This window comes from Paenibacillus sp. FSL F4-0125, assembly GCF_038008565.1.
Taxonomy (GTDB): Bacteria; Bacillota; Bacilli; order Paenibacillales; family Paenibacillaceae; genus Paenibacillus_AQ.
The window spans coordinates 999,031-1,021,291 of sequence record NZ_JBBOZJ010000001.1 but is presented as its reverse complement, the minus strand read 5'-3'; the positions used below and the strand labels follow the sequence as shown (position 1 = coordinate 1,021,291).

Annotated in this window: 13 protein-coding genes and 1 riboswitch; of the genes, 3 read left to right on the top strand and 10 right to left on the bottom strand. The window is 46.3% G+C overall.

Annotated features, from left to right (window positions below):
* Positions 1 to 42 precede the first annotated feature (42 nt).
* The 8 genes from NST74_RS04480 to NST74_RS04445 form a co-directional block, all read right to left on the bottom strand.
* Positions 43 to 2,622 carry a DUF4430 domain-containing protein gene (locus NST74_RS04480; protein ID WP_341110594.1) on the bottom strand — a complete coding sequence of 860 codons (2,580 nt, stop codon included), beginning with the start codon at positions 2,620 to 2,622 and terminating at the stop codon, positions 43 to 45.
* Between the two features lie 176 nt (positions 2,623 to 2,798).
* Positions 2,799 to 2,999, bottom strand: a riboswitch (cobalamin riboswitch).
* A 121-nt stretch (positions 3,000 to 3,120) separates the two neighbouring features.
* Complete coding sequence (locus tag NST74_RS04475) at positions 3,121 to 6,105, bottom strand: GAP1-N2 domain-containing protein (protein ID WP_341110592.1); 2,985 nt, start codon at positions 6,103 to 6,105, stop codon at positions 3,121 to 3,123.
* Positions 6,102 to 7,364, bottom strand: coding sequence for a TRAFAC clade GTPase domain-containing protein (locus tag NST74_RS04470; RefSeq protein ID WP_341110590.1), 1,263 nt, complete (start codon positions 7,362 to 7,364; stop codon positions 6,102 to 6,104). Before NST74_RS04470 ends, NST74_RS04475 begins: the two co-directional genes overlap by 4 nt.
* Before the next feature lie 86 nt (positions 7,365 to 7,450).
* Positions 7,451 to 8,092, bottom strand: coding sequence for a beta-mannanase (locus NST74_RS04465; RefSeq protein WP_341110588.1), 642 nt, complete (start codon positions 8,090 to 8,092; stop codon positions 7,451 to 7,453).
* A 22-nt stretch (positions 8,093 to 8,114) separates the two neighbouring features.
* Positions 8,115 to 9,386, bottom strand: coding sequence for a vWA domain-containing protein (locus NST74_RS04460; protein ID WP_341110584.1), 1,272 nt, complete (start codon positions 9,384 to 9,386; stop codon positions 8,115 to 8,117).
* A 329-nt stretch (positions 9,387 to 9,715) separates the two neighbouring features.
* Positions 9,716 to 12,118, bottom strand: coding sequence for a transcription initiation factor TFIID (locus NST74_RS04455; protein ID WP_341110581.1), 2,403 nt, complete (start codon positions 12,116 to 12,118; stop codon positions 9,716 to 9,718).
* A 4-nt stretch (positions 12,119 to 12,122) separates the two neighbouring features.
* Positions 12,123 to 15,512: a tubulin-like doman-containing protein gene (locus tag NST74_RS04450; RefSeq protein WP_341110579.1), complete on the bottom strand. Its 3,390-nt coding sequence runs from the start codon at positions 15,510 to 15,512 to the stop codon at positions 12,123 to 12,125.
* Between the two features lie 79 nt (positions 15,513 to 15,591).
* The gene (locus NST74_RS04445; protein WP_341110577.1) at positions 15,592 to 17,409 is read right to left on the bottom strand and encodes a vWA domain-containing protein; all 1,818 of its coding nucleotides are present in this window, start codon (positions 17,407 to 17,409) and stop codon (positions 15,592 to 15,594) included.
* 187 nt (positions 17,410 to 17,596) lie between these two features.
* Between NST74_RS04445 and NST74_RS04440 the strand changes: the two genes are divergently transcribed.
* From NST74_RS04440 to NST74_RS04430, 3 genes are all read left to right on the top strand, one after another.
* Complete coding sequence (locus tag NST74_RS04440) at positions 17,597 to 17,767, top strand: hypothetical protein (protein WP_231574047.1); 171 nt, start codon at positions 17,597 to 17,599, stop codon at positions 17,765 to 17,767.
* Complete coding sequence (locus NST74_RS04435) at positions 17,760 to 18,686, top strand: hypothetical protein (RefSeq protein WP_341110574.1); 927 nt, start codon at positions 17,760 to 17,762, stop codon at positions 18,684 to 18,686. Before NST74_RS04440 ends, NST74_RS04435 begins: the two co-directional genes overlap by 8 nt.
* A gap of 132 nt (positions 18,687 to 18,818) precedes the next feature.
* A complete protein-coding gene (locus NST74_RS04430; RefSeq protein ID WP_341110572.1) occupies positions 18,819 to 20,597 on the top strand; it encodes a hypothetical protein in 1,779 nt (592 codons plus the stop codon).
* A gap of 200 nt (positions 20,598 to 20,797) precedes the next feature.
* On the opposite strand, the gene NST74_RS04425 is transcribed toward NST74_RS04430, so the two are convergent.
* Both NST74_RS04425 and NST74_RS04420 read right to left on the bottom strand, forming a co-directional pair.
* On the bottom strand, positions 20,798 to 21,352 hold the full coding sequence (locus NST74_RS04425; protein WP_341110570.1) for a pyridoxamine 5'-phosphate oxidase family protein: 555 nt from the start codon (positions 21,350 to 21,352) through the stop codon (positions 20,798 to 20,800).
* A gap of 311 nt (positions 21,353 to 21,663) precedes the next feature.
* Positions 21,664 to 22,146 (bottom strand): GyrI-like domain-containing protein, encoded by a 483-nt coding sequence (locus NST74_RS04420; protein WP_341110569.1) that lies wholly within the window; start codon positions 22,144 to 22,146, stop codon positions 21,664 to 21,666.
* Positions 22,147 to 22,261 lie beyond the last annotated feature (115 nt).

The window sequence follows — 22,261 nt, the reverse complement described above, 5'->3', positions numbered from 1 at the left end:
ACTCCGAATCGCAGTGCCCGTCTTACGAATAATCAGACGTACTTATTCACCCGATGAATAGTACCAATATACCGTATCACCGTTCTCTAAAATGTAGCTGTCTGCACTTATACTTGGATCAGCATCTCTATTCGTCTTGTACTTCCATCCACTGCTAGGTCCGCCATCAAATTCGGCCAAACCATCTATAGATTTCACATATTTACTACCAGCGTTTCCGGATGATACTACCTTATCCCCTAATTGACTAATCAGTAAGCTATAAGCTGTCTCACCTTCTTTTAGAGCTACTGTAGTATTGTTAAGGATCGTTCCCTTCTTGCTACCCCCAATGACTGACAGGGTGGCCGTAGCTTTAGCGGGAGCAATAACATCTGAAGCAATGTTTAGTGACTGAGTATAACGCGCCACACTAGGCACACTATCTTTAGCATACCCGGTTACAACGATCGTATAGGCATTCGCTGGTAGACCTTGGTCAAATGCAGCTACACCCTTAGCATTTGTGATCGCCTTCTGATCACTGATCAAGACCTGCACGCCAGCGGCTGGAGAAGTCACTGGATCGGAAGTAAAGGTATCCTTATTCCACACCCACTTTTTCTGAGAAACTGTTACTGTGAAAGCTTCACCCGGCTTCGGCTGTGCGGGAGATACAACAGCAGTATCAACAACCTGTGTGGTTTCTCCGGCATAATAGACAAGAACACGGTCGGATTCCTGTAATTCAAAGCTGTCCATGCCCACACTAGGATAGATCCATTCTCCGCTGCGCCATACAACGAAGCTCCACCAACCGTCATAAAGACCTTGCGTAATGCCATGAATGCCAGATACAAAATTACCATACGACGATTTCGTGATATCTACTTTAAAATCCTTAGACGCCCCCAATTGCTGCAGTGCTTCAAGCGCATTGGAAGCCTTTAAAGTCCCCTCACCGATCAGCCCTTGCGGACCTTCAACGGTAAGTGAAGCCGTTACATTCTTTGGAATCACCTTTAGATCTTGAGTATATTTAGCAATCGATGGTGCTTTTCCTTCACGATAGCCTGTTACATTCAGCTTGTAGTCACCTGCTGGAACATTCCCTGAGAATAACGCTTCACCTTTTGCGTTTGTTGTTACGATGCGATTTCCAATTTGGACCTGAACGCCAGAAGCTTTGGCGATTACCGGAGAGGACGTATTCGTTACAGCGTCCCATTTCCATGTCTTACTAGTCACTACTACAGTAAAAGAATCGCCCTCTTTGAGGCTTGGCTTGGACACCGTTACCGAATCAACAAGTTTAGTATCATCTCCGGCATAATAAACCAGAACCTGATCTGAATCTTTAAGCACAAAATCGTTCATTCCAACATCTGGATTAATCCATTGACCATTACGGGATACAACATACATCCATCCATCGTAACCGCCATAGGTTCCAGCCAGAATACTTCCAATTCCAGTGACATAAGCGCCGGAAGGATTCGTGATTGGCAATTTCGTCTGAAGAGCCAGCTTTTCTAGTGCACCTAATACGTTGCCGGCATATCCATATCCCTGTGCTAAAGTACTCTCAGGACCCTCTACAGTAATCGGTGCATAGATTAGTACATTCTGAACGGATGACTTAGAAAAATCGTACAGTTTACTGTTGCTGCCTTTATGGAGTAGATTGTAGGCTACAAGCGCCTGAAGGCCCTGTTCTGTAGCTAGAATATTGCTGCTTCCGCCACGGCTATGAGCGAAGCTGCCGTCAGCGAGACGGTAGCTCAGTAGATTACCGATCAAACTCACTTTATTCTTGGTATATTCTAACCCACTTGGATCTACACCAAAGGATGTGAGACCTAGAATAGCTTGTGCTGCACTTTCAGCACTATCTCCGTAACCTCCATGGCTATCCTGAGCTTTGGATAACCAAGATACGGCTTGTAGTCCCGCTGTGTAAGCTTCCGGATTAATCTTATGTGCCGCTAGAGCGGTCAAAGCTATTGCTGTCATATCGGGCTCACTGGCGCCTGTAGTTAAGGCAAATCCACCGTCTTGATTTTGCTTGGAAAGAATCTCAGCAAGAAGCTTATCCGTTGTCCATTTCGCATCTTTAGGAATATTATATTTCCCTGAGTCCAGTGCGAGCAAAGCATAAACCGGATTATTAAGCGTCTGTCCACTGATTTTGTCATGATTATAGATCTTCTCTATTAAGTTATAACCAGGACTTGTTCCGCTTCCAGCAAAGCTGGTAGGATCGGCTCCTATTGCTCTTACTGCGAGTACGATTCTCGCGTAATCCGTTACGCTCGCGAAATTCCCCTCTGCATCATTCACCTTTTTCTCAAGAGCTGCTCGATAACTTACTGGCAACTTGTATCCCGCTTGAGCCAGTCCAATCGCTTGCCAATCCGACTGCACGCCACCCTTTAAAATAAATTCCGCAGCCGTATAGGTCGCATCCGCAACATTAATCCGTTCTACATTAGCAGCAGAATCGCCAGATGCTTCCTGCCCGGAGCTAACGCCCGCCTCCGCAAAGATGGTTCCTGCCGGAGCAAGAGATGTTCCAAGAATCGATATGACCATGAATACGGCCAGTCCAAGTACAAAAAACCTGGAGGAGAATATTTTCTTCATTGTTCAGCCTCTTTCTTTAAAGGAATGGATACTACACAAAATAAGAGCGCACAACATAAAGACCGCCCCTATGAAGGGCGGCCCGGGAAGATAACAAATCGAGGCTGGGGCGCATGAACCTCTACGACCACACAGTCTATCTGTATATGTTCCACATTCTTACCCCACGAAGAATAGAAACGCTCACGAAAAAGGCAGGTCTCCTGGCTAATGCTTCATTGCCGCTCTTCACCTTCCCGTCCTAACTGCTGACAGTGGTTCATAGAAGAGACGCTCCGCATTTACAGTGGCGGGACCGCGCCGGAATTTTACACCGGACTTCCCTTTTAAGCAGACTCTGATTTAGGGGAGTCTGCACCTTTTCCAATATGTATTATCTTATTTTCATAATCATATCTATTAATACTCAGCATGTCTATAGAAAAGCTTTGTATGAGCAACAAAAAAAGAACAGCAGAACCAAACCTTTCGGTATCGTCCTGCTGATCAGAAATTACTTTATTCGGCTGTTCCTTCCGGACTTGCAGTTGCCGAAGGTTCAGCACTTGAGTTAACACCCGTTGTATCCTTTGGAGCGGGATCTACGATCAACGTAAATCTACCAGCCTTGATCATACTATGCTCGACGATTGTCGCACCCGGCTCCATAGTAACCTCCACCTGATAGGAAGGTTGCTCACCTTCTGTAATAGCTGTCGCGGACGGCACAACTGTGCTGCCCTCTGCATCAGAGGAAGGTGTAGGAGATGGAGAGGCCTCGTCTGCAGTATTAGTAGCATCTACGCCTTCCGCCGTCCCCGCAGTCTTATCAGCGGCGTTCGTATCGCCAGATAAGTCTCCATCCGTTGACGGCACTGAACAAGTCCCATTGCTAGCAGCAACCTTAAAGCTCTTATCCACTACATCGGATGAAGTCATTAAACTAATCTCCGTCGGATTAAATTGCACACAATCATCCGCGTTGGCAAACGTGAACACCAATACACTGCTTCCTTTATCTCCTTCGGTACCTAGATCCTTCAGGTATACGGAAGCCGGAGGAAGCATACTGCCTGCACTCTGAACAGGTGTCGGTGCAGGGGTTGTCCCAGGCAGGGCCGTCTTTGGATCTTCCGGACGCAGCATACTGAATACGATAATTGCGATAATCACCAGAATGCCAGTGATGGAACCGGAGATCAGGAGTCGAAATCGGCTGCGGCTGATCCAGCGCGCCAGCGGGGAAGCCAGCTGGGAGCGAGCCTCATTGTAGACATTTTGTAGAGCAGGCCGAGCTGTAGCGACATAGCTTTTACGAAATTCACGATTCTTGAATGCCTCGCGGTCACTGCTCTGGAAATACTTTAGAATCGCCCGGCGGTATCCCGGGTGAAGCTTTTTATTCGATATCGTAAATAAAGAATTTCCTTGAGACCATGCAAAGAATCGATAGATCACATCCTTGTCGTTACCAGCTTTATGCTTAACTAACTCCAGCAATGCGTCATAATCCAGCGGACCACCCTCGCGTTGACTCGTGTAGTAGAAAGCTAGTGGAAGACGTTCAAACGGTTCTAACACCCGAGCTTCCTTTAGTAAACGGCGACCGAGCAGCTGTACATCATCCAGCTCCTTCGGAGACAAGCCTGCAAATATCTCTTCATTCGGCTTCTCTTCACCAAACCAGCGATAAGCAGCGCGGAGTGCATTTTCTTTCTGCTTGCTAATTCTATCTAGTGGCGGCTGCCAATCCACAACATTGCCATAACGTAAGAAAACAACCTCTAATAAGTCCTCCTGCGTCATTTCAGTAAGAGATAGCCGATTCAGCAAGAATCTGTCTGCAGATGCTGCAAGATCCTGCATGAGCGAGAGTACTTTAGGAGATACGCCTGTCCCTCTACGTCGATCTTTCTCCGCTTTATCTACAGTGCTATGAATTTCCGCCACCGCAGCAACCGGATCCGTCTCCAGTTGTAGCTTTTCCAGCAAGTAATCCCTTACTGCATCCTGAGCAAAAGGTTGCTCTAACGCAGCTGGCAGAAAACGGCCCCAATGGAGTACAAAATTCAGAATGTCCACAGATTTAGATGCAGCAATTAGTCTTGACTCCATATAAGGCTCTAATAACTGCTTGCGGAAATACGATTCAGACATTACCCGTTGAAAAAACGCAGCACTTAGCTCTTCATTACTTTCAATGATCCCGTAAGCTGCATTAAGAACATCTTTGCGTCCCGCTTCCACGCTATGAAGCATTCCATTAATGAAATAATCAACGATTCTGACTTTGTAATTATGATCCTTGAGCATAAAATAATCTTTAAAGCACTCCATAATAGCAGGCTCTGGAACATTCCTTTGCCGGACTAAATCAAATTCTCGGTCGAACCGCTCCAAGAAAATATCGTTCAGTCTGATTCTGGAATGAATAGCACCCTCCGCCTTAAGGTAAGAGAGCAATCCGCTTAGCACCGTGCTCTTATTCTCTGTATATAAATGCTCATTCCCCTGCTCAATCTCATAAAATACAGCTAACTCATTATAAAAAGCGAGCGATAGCTTATGCTCAGGACTTTCTCCACGCAGGATCTGATCAGCAAAACTTACGAAATCGTCAAGATCCCCTGGATTTAGAAGTAACAGCTTCCAAACCAAATCAGCATACGGCTGACGAGACTCACCAAAATCCACATTCCCCATCCGACCTGAAACCAAATCAAATGTAAAATCCTTCTCGATATTGCGATCACCGGGACGAAGCGAACCTTTTTCCACAAAGCTAAGATGAATATATTTACGGCTTTGCGGTTCATTGGCATACGTAATCACGCCTAATCTACGGCGGAATTCATACGGCAGCACGCTATATAAAATCTCTGTAAGCTCCACCGCACGTGCGGACAACTCCGTGATAGATACATTAAGGCCGATATAGATTTTTTTCTTACCTGCCACAGAGAGCATCACCGCTTGCAGCAATGCCTTAAATATCCCTTCATTAATTCCTAACAAGCGTAAGCCCGCTATAGGATCAGGGCGACGATCCGTACGTATAACTGGAATATCAGACAGCTCCGGCAAGGTTCCGCCCAGCTCTCCGTCATAGCTTCTTGCGAAATCAGCATGTAGCCAATCTCCGTAGTTCTGAACAATCTCTTCTGATCGTGAGGCAGGAACTACAAAGTTATGTGCGAAAAAAGCGCTGCGTTGGCCCGTAAAATCCGTTGCTTGATAACGACTCATCCCAATGACTGTGTCGCCATTCTCTGCATGGAACAGGTGCAGCGCACTAGGATATACAGACTCATCCTTCTCTCCGCGCGCGGCCAGCTCAGCCGGAGCATCATAGAGGCAGAAGGGATGCAGTGTTTTTTTGATAAAATTATTATCTAGACTGTCCGACTTCGCTACCGTATCAAAGCCTTCTGTGGAACGAAACAATCCGCGGCGTTCGCGGGTGTACATCTGTTGGGCGATCTTAGACCCTGAGAATGCATTCACGGGCCGTCGCTCCCTTCAATATACTTCAGATTATGCAGCAGCCAAATAAATGGCTCGTCTACGCGAATCGGGCTTACCACACCCTCAATCTTCTGATTTACAGGATTACTGCCCAGAGCAGATACCGCAAAATAACCCGTATTTGAGAAGTAAACATCCATCGTATCTTTAAAAGGTCTGTCCACTTTACCGATAAATCTGCGAATCTCTCCGTCGATATTATGGAACTCATCCATATTCAATGTTTTGCGATGAACATAGTTATTGAATACATTACTGTTAGACTTGATGTAATCGCCATCCTCATCCTTCAGCGAATGCAGCATATCACTTTTTGCAAGAACGACTGCTGTTGGAATGTCTGTTTTGCTCTTTTCCTGATAGGCGATAAAATCACCAAACATTGTCAACACAACGTCACGCGGCTCGTCATATTGCGAGACCCATTCTCCCGGACGATCGCCGATATTAATATGAATCTTCTCACGGATCGAACGGATTTGCAGCGGATCGACCATAAACAGAATACCGGCAGAGTTCTTGATATGCTGACCATGTAGTCCCAGATAATCCTGATCCACCATGCCCTCACCTGCTACATCGAAGAACACGAGTGTCAGCGGCGGCTTCTCTTCATCCTTAAAGACGAATTGAAAAATAAACGGCTCTTGCATTTTTTCCTTTTGTGTAGAAGCAAGCAGATCCCCACGCTCAAAAAGCGGTTCTTCATATAGCGTGCGGAACTTGCGGCTAATCTCTGCATTAAGCGGCATACAAGCGGCATCAAAATGACCTGCTGTCGTATGCTGCAAGGTATGAATCAGAGCGGTCATATACACCGACTTCCCGACTTGGGAAGCACCGATAATCGAGATAATGTTACTAGGAACTTTGCCTGCAGTCACAGGCAGCTCGTTATGACAGGAAGGACAAAGCCGTCTGCGTGTGAGCACTCCATAGCGATCCGTAAGCCCTGTTAACACATGATCGGTATAATGATGGTATTCTTCCGGAATATCCGCCGGATTAATGATCGCTTCTATGTCATCCACCGTATCGAGCCCAAAGCGCTCACGGTATTTATTTAAGGCGTCATCCTCGCCCAGCGCGTAATTCTCATCGTCCTCTCGGCTATGCATAGCCCGAAAGACCACATCCTCCGGAGAGAACTTGGTGAAGCAATAAGGACACACTATATCGTAAAAAAGCGGCCTTGGCTCCGGCTGATTCTTTTTCATAAAACGGCTAAAAAAAGACATCTACTCATCCTCCCAAAAGTTGTATCTGCGTATCTTGCTACGGACAGGCAATGTCCAACATTCGCTTGTACGCGTAGACTGATATCTTACTCCGGCACCAACTCGTAATAAAGCCCATACTTAGGACCATCGGTAAAAAAGATGCGTACAAAATCATCCTTGCCGATCTCGATTGGCGGGAGTACGTTTCGTCCAGGGGCGAAATCCTGTACAAAGGGAAAGAGAATACCATCCTCTTTCCCTGCGGGATGTCCTCCCCGTTTCTTGACATAACAGAGGACATCCCGGGCTACTGGAACTTCTGCCGTAATTGCCATATGTACGGTCTTTTGTTTTCCGAATAATCCTTTTTTTTGTTGAATGGAATAATAAATTCTGGCTTTGCCTGCACTGACCACCACACGGTTCGCACCGTCACTTTGCCTCACCAGCAGTGTCTCTCCGTTCTCAGCAAGGCGAGCAAATATGGTATAGGAGACTAGGCCGATCTCATCCAATCGGTCACGGTATCCATTGTTAGACTTGTATTCCTCACGAGTATAGAGCTTCATTCCGACCGGCGGAATATCTCCTGTTCCCATGGAAGCCTCTTCTGCGGAGGTCTTGTGGATGTACACTGCCTGCACGCCGTCCGGCCAGCGCCATCTCAGCGTACAGAACCGGTCATCCACTTGAGATGTCACATCCGTTATTACCAGAGCGGAAACATTATCCTCGGCGTACCTCATTACTGTAAGCCCCTTTCAACTACTAGAATCCTTTGCTGTTCCGATCTCTCCGTCGGCCAGGAAAGCTTTCTGACGTTGGAGTTGACGCTGCATTATTTCTTTTATTACGGTAAATACGTCCTTCTCCTACCGGAATGACGCCTGTAAATAATGAGATGATTGCAGCCAATATAAGAACAGCTAGGAGGCGAATAAGTCCATCAGTGAAATTATGACCGCTAAGTCCGAATTCCAGAACAAGTCCTGCGAACAACCCTGAGATTACGCCGCCAATCCCGAAGCTTTTTGCTAAATGACGATTATCAAACATAATGCCAAGTCCGAGTCCAAGTCCAGCACCGATTAGCATCAGCGACAAAATACGAACTGCAGCATAGTATGGACTATCTGCTGTAGCATCACTGCGCACCGTAAGCAATGTACGATCTCCCAAACGATCATAGATTTGCTGGAATACATCACCCAAAAGGGCCGTATCTGTCACATCATAATAGTGACCGCCTGTTATTTTCGCAATATCCTGCAGCAACTGGGTACCCGCAGGATCCTGCATCCCCAGACCAATGGTATTTACAGCAATTCCACGATCTATATAGGTCTGCAATTCTCGTGAAGTATCGAAATTGCTCACACCATCCGACAGCAAAATGACCATAGCGCCCTGATTTTTTTTGCCGTCACTGTCTATCTCTTTAAGTGCTTCCGAAATCGCACCGCTAATGTTCGTGCCACCCTCAGTTGGCTTCAAATTATCAATTGCAGTCAGCACCTTCTCACGATTCTGCGAATCTGAGAGTGGTGTTAACGGCTGGACGACTACTGCTTCGTGGTTAAATGTCACCACCGCTACCTGATTGTCATTGTCCATTCTCGCAATTAACGCCTTAGCGGCTGAATAACGGCTGTTATCAGGATCACTCTGCGCCATACTGCCAGAGTCATCGATAGCCATAACTACATTCTTAATCGGCTTCACACCGCCAAAATTCAGCTCATAAACAAACTCCGTTAATGCACCTATCCCAAGTGCAAGTACAAGCATTATAGGCAGCAGCTTCCAGGATAGACCTAGGTAGCGCTGCTTCCATGAGGCTCCGTTTAACCGAGGCGAGATCATCTCCGCTAGCAGGCAACCGATACCGATACCGAGCGCAACTATGGCAAAATAAATGCCTACGAGCAAGATGGAAGGCATATCATTGTACCAGCTTAGCAGCCACTCTCCAAAAAGAAAGGCGACCCCGCCGCCGATCAGACTGAAGAAGAGCAGGAGCAGATTGATTTTTCGCTGCATCTTTATACTTCCTTTCCGGGAGAAACCTGAATTGTACTCCTATGGTTTTAACATTGTTCGGGGGTTATGCCGCCTGATAAACGGGCTACCCGGATGTGTTATCATCCCCCAGATTGCACTTTGTGCAATAGAATGGAACAGAAATCACATCTATTTCAATTCTATTGCATAATGTGCATTGGAAATAAGGAGAAATGTCCCTATTCCAGAATTCTTCTTAAATCTAATGTACTAAATACAATAGAATTCTAATTAAAGGCTATATCCGATGATTCTATTGCACAAAGTACAATAAGAAACTCAAAATGAGACTACTATCTATTACGCCATCAGCGCATTTCGGGAAGCTGATCCTCACTCAATCCATGAAGCTGATAGCCATTCTGAGCGTATGTTTCATAATAAACCTTACCATTACGGTAATAGAGCAGATCCTCTAAATGGAAACCGCCCATCAGATTTAGCTTCTCAACACCACTTCTACGCTGCTCATGCACGAAGCCTAAGCGGTAAATGCGAGTCGTCTCATCCACACCAAATGCGTAACGCAGAAATTCAGATGCGCTGTCTCCGAAGAAATATTTTTCCTCATGACGATGCTCTTGCGTGTATTCGAACAGACGAACATTGATCGTCGCGCCATCCTCCAGATTATGATACAGACGCTTGAACAACTCTTCCTTCGATAGAACCTGACGGTTCTCATAAGCAGCCGCAACATTCGCACGCCGCAAAAGCTCTTCCTCGAAAGATAGGGCAAACGGATCTGCCGCTAATATTTCCCGTTGGCAAATGCTAATCAAGCGCTCCGCTACCGCTTCTTTGCCTTGCTCTAAGAGCTTAGAAATGCTGCCCATATACTTCTCACTGAAGAAAATCCCTGGGCCACGCCGAGTTTCGATCTCTTTCATCACTTCTTCTGTGACGACTCGGTAGTATTCCATCACGTTCTGGCCAGTGGTTTCGTTCGTTCGCCCAATGCTGTCCATCACAGTAATACGCAGCTCTTCTTCGAGCGTCTCCATAGCTTTCACACGAGCCACACTTTCCACATGAAGCTGCTCAAGCGCAGATTCCAAACGACTGCATAGCGCAAGCTCACTTTCCATACATAACAGCTCATATCTTTTACCATAAACCGCTGAGAATAAATAATGAATGAAGTTACGGACCGTTCGTTTGTCAAAAAGCGGCACTCGCTGGAACGGCTGGCGCTCCACACTTTCCGCATAAAGATCTTCAAGCTCATCCTGTGCGGAGACCATTGCTGAACGCAGTCCAGTCATATGCTGACGTAAAGCATGCAGCACACTGCCACCCTCATCGCGATCAGCTGTCCACTCCGCAAGCTGATAGAATGTTATTGCTGGCGTAGCTGTTTCCTGTGCCGCCAATATAGTACGCCATCCACGAAGCGGATGAATACCTTCTACTCTCCGGTTAGACTCTGCGACAAAATTATTGCGGAAATAAGCTTCTCCCCCGTCACCGAACAGCTGCTGTTCAGCTTCACGTAGTGATAACTGCTTCAGCTCATTGTAGGACGGACGTCCGTGGCTCATTAGCCCCGTCATTTCACTAAGGCCGTCTTTCTCCGGAACTAGCTGCGTCGCATGCTCCCGCAAACTGTCAGGATCCAGTCCTAATAGGGATTGACGCTCACGCATAGTCCACGGACTCCCCTCACGCATATCCGCTGCAAGGCGCCGGAAAGCGTGATACAGCACTGCCAATGCAATCTGAACATTAGGTCTTCTTACTCCAGAAAAGCCCGCAGAAGCATACCCTTGTCTTCCTGTACTGCCTCTGATACCGCTTTTGAAAGTCATATTGTTATAGCCACCGTGTCCGGTTGCCTGATCAGAAGTCGGACGGACACGATTCTTAAGTAGACTGATATGGGAGATGATCTCATAGTTATCATCCATGCCGTGAGCAGACATCATGCCGCGCTCATTCTTATCAGAGAGCAAATACACAAGGTCAAATAATGCAGAAGGACCATGGCCAACCGGAATCGACAGACCATCTTCGGTTACAAGCAGCGGTGCATTAAACGTATAGTCCGTTGCTTGCATTCTGTCCAATTCACGCAGAAAAGCCAGCCCTACCGAGCTGGAATATCCAAAATTATCCCCTTGCTCCCGCTCATTGATTAGAGCGTAGAGATCCGTCTGAACCGACTTAAAGGACTGGCTGAGTATTGCACGAGCCAGCAGTGTAATTTCCGGCAACAATACATTAAGCGGGTCATCGACCCGCGTAATGATTGAAAGATGAATCACGTCAAAAGATGAATATAGCCGTCCATAATCCGCTATACTGTTGCTCAGCCGCCGGACAACTTTATTCATTTCAGCAAGATAACGTGTATCCTCATGAAACTTGCGGTAAAGCTCATGACGCACAGTCCGTGGATCTGACCCTGCCATATCCGGCAAGGCCATGGCCAGCACCCGGTCTCTTCCTCCCGCATCAGATCCACTTTTGCTTCTGTCTGTTCCCTCGCTCTTCGCACCTGAGACAGCATGTAATGCCATAACACCGCCGGCGTTATCCCATTTCCGTTCGCAGCTATCCAGCACCGGACCGATAGCCGGAGCAACCTTGTCGCCTACGAACAGAAACAGGGCAGGGTAATGGATGCTGCTGCGTCCATCCCCCATGCTGCGCCTTGCCTCTTCCTGTGCCGCATATTGTTCACCATAAGATAATACCTGTGTTTTGATCATAGGATTATTTCAACTTTCTGCGGATACTGCCCAGCTTACTTGTCATGCTCTTGTAGAAGCTGTACATTTCATCGCCGCTCTCATACTCTACCCGTTCGTACTCCAAGCTGTCGCGTGCTTCCAGGAACGATACATACAATCCTTCCAGCTTATAGAGCAATGGAGTAACATCCTCCGCAGCAGTCATTTCACTTGCACGACGAGCTGCCTTACGCAGCAGAACGCTGCGGCTCTTCTCATCCAGCTCCCGGAAATGGCGATACACGGCATATTCCACGTAGCTGCGCTCTTTCATCAAGTTGGCAAACGGCTCCCAAGCATCCTCTTCTTCATCACGATCATAAACATAGAGAGCGCCCTTCTTGATAATGCTGTCCGTATAGAGCGCCTCGATGAATTGGTCCATCCACTTATCTTCATCCAGATATTGATGCAGCAGACCTTCAAGCTCAGCAGCTTTGGCAGTCAGTTCAGCGTATTTGGCTAGCTCCGCGCGAACACGAGAAATCAGCTGTGGTGAACGTATAAGATTCTCCTGCGCCATTTCTTTGTTAATGCTGCCAAAGATATCTTTAATGCTTTCCCGCTCCAAGCCCTTCTCACGCAGATTCTTAAGTTCATCAGCCGCCTTCTTCACTTCGCCGAGATTCGGACGTGAAGAATTCAACTGCAAATCAAATCCGCTCAAAAGAGCATCCATATCAAATGGTTTCGTGAACACAACAGAATATCTGTTGCTTGTATTCTCGTCTACACCTTTTTCGATAATCACGCCGCTTGCCAACGCTTTTGCAAAGTCTGCACGCACACGGGCGTTATAATCACGGACACGGGCATTAACATAGGTGTCACCCCATGATTTTTCCGGAATCGGAGAAGGCAGGTACGTCCAGTTGTTCTTATCGGTCATCACCAGATGGCGGCCGATCCCTTCCTTATCGAGAATGGTCCGCTCATAGTTCTCTTCAAACACCCGCAGCGGCGTGTATACGAAGAGTGGCACACCATTACGGGTGTTAAGCCAGAAAATACGGTTTTTCACTTGGCTTTCTTTGATCGTAAATTGCGATTTACCCAGCGCATTATTCTGATAATTACGAATCCCCTTCAGAATGCCAGGTGCTTTAACAGGCACGGAAACGAAGCCCCATGATGGGAAATGCAAGCTGCCTGAGCTATTGCTAAGGTGGAAGGTAGGCACAGCCTCTTCGTCCAACTTACCTGCGATAATTCGCTCTACGAATTTATCTAGCGGCTCTTCATGACCGAATTTCATCACAAGGAAGTCTTCCATCGAACGGGTGATCAAATCCCCGAACTTATCGCTTAGGAACTCCGAAATCGAACGAACGATATCTATCTCCTGTTCCTTGACCCAACGTCCGGAATGCTTCAGCATTTCACGGGTGAAGTCACGAATCAGATCGTCGCCGTCCTTCTGATCCATGATTTTGGAGATCGTCGCCGAAATATCCGGCACGTTAACAATGTTCCAATAATAAGTTTTGTTTCCTTTATAATCTGCCTGCTCTTCACCATTGATAAGGATGTCTCCATTCTTGGCAAAAATCGAGCTAAGCGCACTAAGAATCTCTGTAAACACACCATAAATCCGATTATTTTCATCATTTAAGAGCTCATATAAGTCCTCATAGAATTGAATCATTTGCTCTGTGCGTTCTACATCGGCATGCAACCAATACTCATTGATTTTAGCGTCAATATAGGCATTTTTCTTCTTCTCTTTGGATACAAAAGCGCTGCGAGCATCGCTCAGCTTCTCATCCGCACTGTCCTGTGCCGTTTCAATATCGCGTGGCAAACGCAGCAAGCTCTCACGTAACGCCTCAATATAAGACTGAATCAGCTTCAAAATACAGAAGCCCTTCTCGGTGTACAGCAAACGGGAAACGTAGAAAGGCCCTTGCTCTGGGTGCAGGAAGATGCGCTCCAGCTCTTCACTGAAACGTCCTACTATTTCGCCAGGCAATTGTTTTTTCGATTTGATATATTCTTCACGGGCACGAGCCAAGAAGTTCTGCTCCAGCTCTGTATCCATGCTCACAACCTGATTCTTAACTACGTTGGCATGGCTCAAGCGTTCACTGTTCTCGTAACCTGGCAATGGCTCAGGCACACGCGATTCAAACGTCTTAATCATACTGTCTAGATCTATCCCAAGCTTGCGCGCGAATTTTTCTACATCCTCTTGACCAGGCGCCTGCTGGAACATTTTTTCCATTTTATCAAACAAGCGGAAGGCCAGATAAGTCGTCATTTCCTCAATCGGAAGCACCGCAGACGAGGCACCGATAATGTTGTACTCATAGTTAGCTGGATAAGTCTTATTCATCTGCGCAATGTTGGTGCGGATATTACTGATATAGTCATGAATGGCGAATTCTTCACCAGACTGTTTTTCTTCACTTGCCATAAAGTTCGTGATGTTCTCCGCCGTTACGTTCATACAGTAGTCGTACGCATTCTCTAGCAGTTTACCTTCGGTATTCGTTGCAGAGATCAAATGGCATAGATTAAACGGAGGCAGCGGTGAATTTACCGTCAAAATATTACCGTATTGCTGCTGGAATCGCTCGCCACGACTGTCTACATTCATCCAGTAATCCAGCTCTTTTAGCGCTGCATAACCGTTCTTGCGAATATATTCACGCGTATGCTCACTTAGACTTTTATTAGACAGGTTCACGTCCGGTGTAAAGAGATAACCCAGCGTGTTCACACGGTCAATACCGGCTGATCCATAATCACGTTCAATAATACCGCGTACGATATACGCAATATCAAGGAAAGCTCCACTACCGGTACCCCCTGACAGTCCTGTCAAAAGGAAGACCATCAGCTTTTTGTTAGTGCCTACGGATAACGTCTTAATTTTCTTATCAATCGCGCCTACCACCTGATTAATCTTGGTGAACAAGAGCAGACGTCCGGCCTGGCGCACACCAGCGGCACCGTTCATACCATCCGTAATGCTCAGCTCAGGCGACAGCCAGTCCGTAATATACGAGTCAAGAATACTGCGGTTCTGCAGCAATCCGCCGATCTCAGCATTCGCTAGTAATACAAATTCATTCTGAGGATCGAGCCCGATCCCTTTGTATTTTTTTCCGCGGTCCTGTTCATTCGTCTCAAAAGCTAGGAACTCTACATTATCCGGCTTGTCCCGTTTCTTCTTGGATATCGGATCTTCCGGCAGCTTAAAGCGGCGGTTAATCTGATATTTAAGACGCAGCAGGGCATCAATGCCCGTGCCGCCTAGTCCAATAATCAGGATCGGATTATCAATCGTATCCACCCTGATCTTATCACTGACAATCCCGCCGCCTAGTGATACATCCAATTGCTGTATATGCTCTCTTACTACTGGTTTCATATGCTTATCCTCCTAAAAGTTTTGCGGAAGCTGTACTTCAGATCTCTTGCAAAACCACTTCTTTGGCATTTGATGCCTGCTATACTAAATATTCGAGATAAATCGTCTTATCTACCGTGTGTAGGGATACTGAAACGCGGTCACCACTCTTCAGCTCCAAACCACGTGAGGCATCCGCAGCACGTCCGGATCTCTCTACAGTAACACCTTCTCCGCTGCGTAGCAGCAATCGGTCGTTCTTAGCTGGTGTGAAAATAATACTCTCGCTTTCCTTCAGCTCAGGCGCTAATTGCAGCAGCTGATGAAGGGTAAATTTGCCTCTGAATCCAGCAAGCTTCTTATATTGTGGGTAGGTCTTCTCACCCGTATTGCCGTCTTTAACCTCGACTACCAGCTGTCCAACAAAACCGCGTGCCGATTTTTTATTCAGCACATACCATGCAGCAGCGGCAGCCAACACCAGAAGAATTCCGCCTATAATGTAATACAAGGTTTTGGACGAAGCTTCTTTCAAAGGTTCTTCTGTGCCAGTCCCTGTCGAAGGACTTGTAGTAGCAGTGCCACCTGTCTTCGCGCTGATCTTTACAGGAGCACTTTCACGATAGAAACTGCTTTCCTCTGCACGAACCTTCAGCTCATAGTCATGGCTTTCTTTTACCTCGAAGGTGCCCTTAAAAACATCCCCGGAGTTATCCAGTTCGATTTCCTGTACATCACCTGTATCGATATCTGTAGCAAGCAGTACCGCCTTCATATCTTGATACAAATTACTGAGTGTTACCTGAGTACCATTGCTGAACAGGTGGGAGGTAATATCAATTTTATCACCTTTTTTATAGGTGGCTGATGGCAACGCATCGATCTTAAGCTCCAAATCATAGTTAAAAACTAGATTAATATCAATTTTATCCTTTGGCACACCTTTGACCTGAAGCTTCCAATCTCCTTCCTGCGGTGACAATAGCTTGATCAAGCTATAAGTGGAAGACTTGGACAGTACAACGTCCTTGGACGGGATGGCGACAGCATTTCCTGATGGATCCGTTAGCTTAGCGGTCACAGGCTGAGACGACATAATTGAGATATTAGCTTCCAAAACACTGCCGTTAGGCACGTTGACGGTCACATCCTGATAATCCCCATTTGCAGTGATCGACTGCACAGGAACTACCTTCAGCTTCAGATGACTAGCAAAAATCTCACTGAGTATTTGCGGAAGATCATCCGCGGAGTCTGTCGAAAATGCTTTACCACCTGTCTCATTGGACAGATCGGCGAGTTTCTGTTTATTCAGTTTACCGTCTGCATTAAGCCCAATCGTATAAATGGGATAGCCATTCTTCTTGGCAACCTCCACAGCGGCATTCAGTTCTTTATCCGATTCGCTCTGCGTCCGGCCTGTTGATTTGTTGAAATCGTTATTGCCATCCGCTAGCATTACGATGATTGGCTCATGATTCGGATCGCTGCCATTCTGGAGCACCTTCACAGCCTCTTCTACACCGACAGCAATGTCGGTATACGCTCCGCGGTCCAGTCCGTCAATAAAATCCTTCAAATCCTGCTTATCTGTCTCTGAACTAATTTGCAGCAGAGCTTTCTCCCGCTGCACTTTGTCGGTATAGGCAACAATACCTACTTTATCACCTTGGGTAGATAGCATATCTATGAACATTTTCATCGCTTCATTCGCGACCTTGTTCTTGTCACTAGTCTTCATGGAGTTGCTGACATCGATAAGAAGCACAGCATCAATGTGAGATTGCGCCGACGTTGCCGCATAGGCCTGAACAGCTGCAAAAGGTGAAGCAGCAAGACATAGAGCCAGCAGTAATGCCGGGAAGATACGTTGTAAAAGCGTCTTAGTTATTCTGTTACTTTGATATTTACGAAGCATAAATAGGGCTCCTCTTGTGTTATATTAGGCACATATGACAGGTTCAGCACTGTCGCTAAAATCTGTAAATAGTATGCCATTATGATATAATTAAACCTTGTAAACTTCAACTTTAGGACCGCCGGACCAAAGTAGCAATGATGTATAGAATGATCATTCTATGCGCCATCCAGACTGCGAGGCGTCCATGAGAAAGGACTGTTCCATGATTTCATACGTCATTCTTGGGATTACGTTCCTAATTGCCGTAATTCAGATTTCCATCTATGCTTCACGCCAGCGTAAACCACTAACACGTGATGATATTAATGACCGCCTACTGGCCGCTTTGAACGGAGGCGATAAAGGCCGTGAATAAGAAAAGACCAGTTACCTTTCGGCCTTTCAAGGCCCCTCGTTACGCTTATGACAAGCTGCGTATTTGTCGCCACTGCGGGCAATACACTGCTCTCGGTGAAGATCGATGCACCAAATGCGGCAGAGCCTCACTTATTACGGTAGAGCAGCAAGCCGCATCCATTGCAGGAAGAAAAATGCATACACGCCTCCTATTCATCTTACTGCTCACATTAGCATCCGTCTATTTTGGAAATAGCATAGAGCAGATGATCCTGTGTGGTGCCGGAGGGGTTCTCTTCGCTGGACTATTGTACTATACGCAGCGAAAAGTACGGCAGAACGAGAATCTTCGTTCTCTTAACGAGCTGCTTGGCCGAGGAATCGGCATCATCAAAGAGGGGCTAGAGATCAACCGCCAGGAGGCTGTCTCCGTACTCCGTGAGGATGATGTCCTTGCCTACGAGAAGCTGCGTGAACTCTCCATCCTGCTCCGTGGTGACCGGATCGCACGGCAACGGATCGCCTTGCTGCATGGTTTTTTGCTTCGCAAGGACATGGATTTAGAACTGGAACAGCTTCTTCTGAAGGATTTCGAGCCGCTGCTGGCCGAATATATCGGCGAGATCGCTAAAGTCCGCCCTGATCTGATCAAAGATCGTACACTGCGATACGTAAAGAACTATGAAGAAGAAATCCGTCATATGGATAATGGTATGACCATCCTTACGGGAGTTGCCGGAGCCGCAGTAAGAATGAAGCGTTATGCCCTGCTCTACTCCAGTATGATCGGCCGATACGTGCAAGATCTACCTAAAGACCGCTTTATGCGGTTGTCCAAACTCATTGCTGCGAATCCCCATGAACCATGGAACGGCTTGGACCAAAGAGTAGCGGACATTCGTGAAGCCAAATACCGCTGGGACCCGGAAGTTCAATAGACATTCTTATATTTCAAGAAGAAACGGTATTGGCATCTGTTATGGATGACAATCGTTTCTCGTAGAAATATAAGGATAAAGAATGATGTGAAACTATGCTTTCTTATATTTCGAAAAAAGAGGCTACTCTATATGACGTTCAAACAATTAATAACCCTGCGAAACTTTATGATCATTTTGTGTATAAGCATGTTTGTATTGCTTGGACAGAAGGCTTTTCTCATCGCTGATAAAATACAAATAACCAAGGAAGCCGACCGTCTCTATGCTGCTGGCGATCTGATTAGTGCCGAGAATCAGTATCGCTTAGCGGCAGCAAACCATTCCATTCTTTATATGGAAGAGAAGGTTGCGAAGCGGCTTGATGAGCTGTCACCCATTACGGCCATCCGCCAAGGTTTGAATGCCTTGGTATCATCCGCTAAAGCACAAGCAGCGACTAAGGATTTTACCGGATTCATGAAAAGTTATGATACTCTCCTCAGCTTAAAAGCTACATATATGAAGCCCAGTGGACCTTATGAATCCTATTATCGCCAGTTATCAACCGCTTCAGGCATTTCTGACCAGTTCACAACCTACTTTCGTGAGTTTAAGGAGCAATTTCTTGCCGAGCTTACTCAGAGTCAGAGTGGAAATACGAGTGAAGAGGACACTTTTAAATGGAATCTATTGCTGATTCCCGATGCTTATTACGGAAGCGCCGCTTCCAAGAATGAGTTGCTAGCCTCCAAGTTCAAAAGCCATGATACAGCTAAATTAAAAAACTTAGCAGGCACAGGAAACTTTTCAGGCATGCTGGAGAGCGCCCTCTCTATGATGAATGCTTACAGCCAGCATAGTTACGATGCTCCATGGGTACTTCTACAGACAGAAAGCAGCGGAAAGATCATCCTGAACAAAGACCTAGAGGCCAATAACATAACCGCTTTTGCTGGGCATGCTGTAGCCTATCGTAATTTTGCGGGATCTGCGAATATCACCTCATCTAAAGTACTAACCTTAGTCGATACTAGTAAAGCTAAACTACTGAAAAATGCCAAACGCATGACCAGTAAAGGTCAATATGCTGAAGCTATCCAGCTATACGGCGATCTTGCTCCGCTAGAGGATACTTCTTCCATCATTGCCGCTACAAGGTTGGCTTGGAATATCGCCGAACCTGTGCGCCTCCTTCCGGGCGGTGAAGAGCAAGACAAATATGGGAACGTCATCTCCGGCAAGGGACTACATGGTACAAAGGTCATTGTGGCTGGAACAGATAGCAATGGTGTACTCTATTATGCAGCAATGAATAACGACGAAAGTGTCATTACTTTAACTGGAAATATTTTACCAAATTTCGAGAGCCTTCGCAGTCTTACTTTTAATGATCAGCTTGCTGCCTCTTCAGGTTCTGGTGCCCCCGTAGTTCTGGCTGAATCCGAGGTCAAAGGTGGACGTACCCTTTTTACAGCATATGAAATGAAATCGGATGGTATTTCCCAGTTGTTCTCAATGTCTGGCGATAGCTACGAACTACAGTCTGATGATTCCATACTCGTACCTAACGCGGATCTTGGAGACGGTGTGGACGGACAGACGGCACGTTACCGTAAAGTAGACAGCAGCTATCAATTTGCTGAGATTGTTCAGGAGTATGCTGTAATTTCAGCTTCCGATGTAGCGCTTCATCCTTTTGAAAAGGTATCTTTTCACTGTGAAATCGTCGTAGATAACTTCGGTAATATGCTTGCTTACTCAAATGGAGTTTATATTTTGCTTCAAGGAGAATTGGGTTCCGTTACAGGTAACGCGTTAGTTAGTGGTCAATATCAGAACGGTTATCAGCTTGTTGGAACGGACATGGGAGAGCAATATGTGCCTGTATTTGTGGTGGAATCCGTGGGTAGTATGAGTTTTGGACAGTAGAACATATGAGATAACTGCTTAGTCAAATTGTGGGATCGCTCGTCGTGACGAATAAGAGTCCCTACAACTTGTGACGTAGATGTATTGCCTGGGAGAGCAAGCCCATGGAACAGTAATCGGCTATAGTGAATTAAAGGAGTAACCTAAGATTAGTAAGGTTATTTTAAAAGATGCATAAACCTTGGAGCGGCCATGTCCGCTCATTTTTTATGTCCAAGGGGTGTTGGTAGTCCGTCTATACTAGTGCTGTTCTTCTCTTGTCTATATTCTTTTAGACCTGCTTCCCCTTTTTGGATAGACCAACGTTGTAACGTATCTCGCTCACCATCATAACTCATGAATGGGACCGAAAATCCACAGGAAGTCTGTACTTTATGAACATCAATTAAAATGATCTGTCTAGCACCCGGCAGAGGTGTAAACATAGGGTACAGCGTTTCCCATTCCAATGATCCAGGCAAAATTACCGCCCCTGTTCCATACAGTCTCAGAATGTTAGGCGGTCCTTGAAACGCACAAAACATAACCGTCACTCTTCCATTTTCCATCAGGTGTGCGCTGGTCTCATTGCCACTACCGGTCATATCAAGATAAGCCACCTGATTAGGAGACAAAATCCGAAAGCAATCATGGCCCTTAGGCGAAAGGTTAACATGCCCTTCTTCAGAAAGGGGCGCTGACCCTACAAAAAAAAGATGCTGGCTAAGAATAAACTCCTCATGTGCAGGTAGCATAGCCGCGAACTGTTTTCCCATTTGGTGTTCTCCATTTCTTTGTGGTTTGTGTGTTGGCTGTTTGGCGGGTTGTTCAACTTCTTTTTACCCTTCTCTTGCACCATCTCGGCCAAACACAGCGCAGGATACAAAATTTTCTACCGTTCACTGGTTAACAGCACATCTGCCATAGAACGAAGAGTCCTTGCTCATTCCTTATATATTCGTTTCAATCGTTGAGTAACCCTTCTCCCGAGGTATTCAGCTCATCGGCGCGAAAAAGGGAGCTCCCTCTCGGCAGCCCCTAAATTCCCACGAAACATTTCATTTAGCTGAAAAATCCCTCACCGGATCTACTTAATCGCAATATAAATCTCAACCTGCGTGTTAGCAGGATCAAAATTCCGAGAATCGTAAATTTCAAAATCGCCCGTATAGGTTCTTACCTCCGTAGACGCCTCAAAATACGCCCAAATCTCCCCCCACGCTTGCGCGACTACTTCGAATACCGGCCCTTTTTTCGTCGTAAACACCATGTATTTGCTCTCCGGAACAGCCGCATACATGAGGCCGCTACCCTCTACATGACTCTCCACAGCGACTTCATGCCCAATTACAACGGTATACGCACCCGACGCATCACTCTCATAATCTGTATACAAAGCATAGATATACTCAGGCTGAGCCGTATCTATCTGCCCCGCAATATTACTCTGAAAATACGTTTCCCACAGCTGCGACAAGCGCCCATCAGGTCCCATTTCCACTTCATTAGTCGTGCGTATGCTAACTCCAGCCACGGTCATTTTCGGTTTTTGTACAAAATAAGTATCCATAATTCTCCCTCATTTCCTGTGATTGAGCTTAGTATACACAAGGAAAGTGGACAGCTGTCTGTCCAGTTCATCTTACAATTAGTAATTTGGGTTATAAATGCTTCAATGGGGTAAT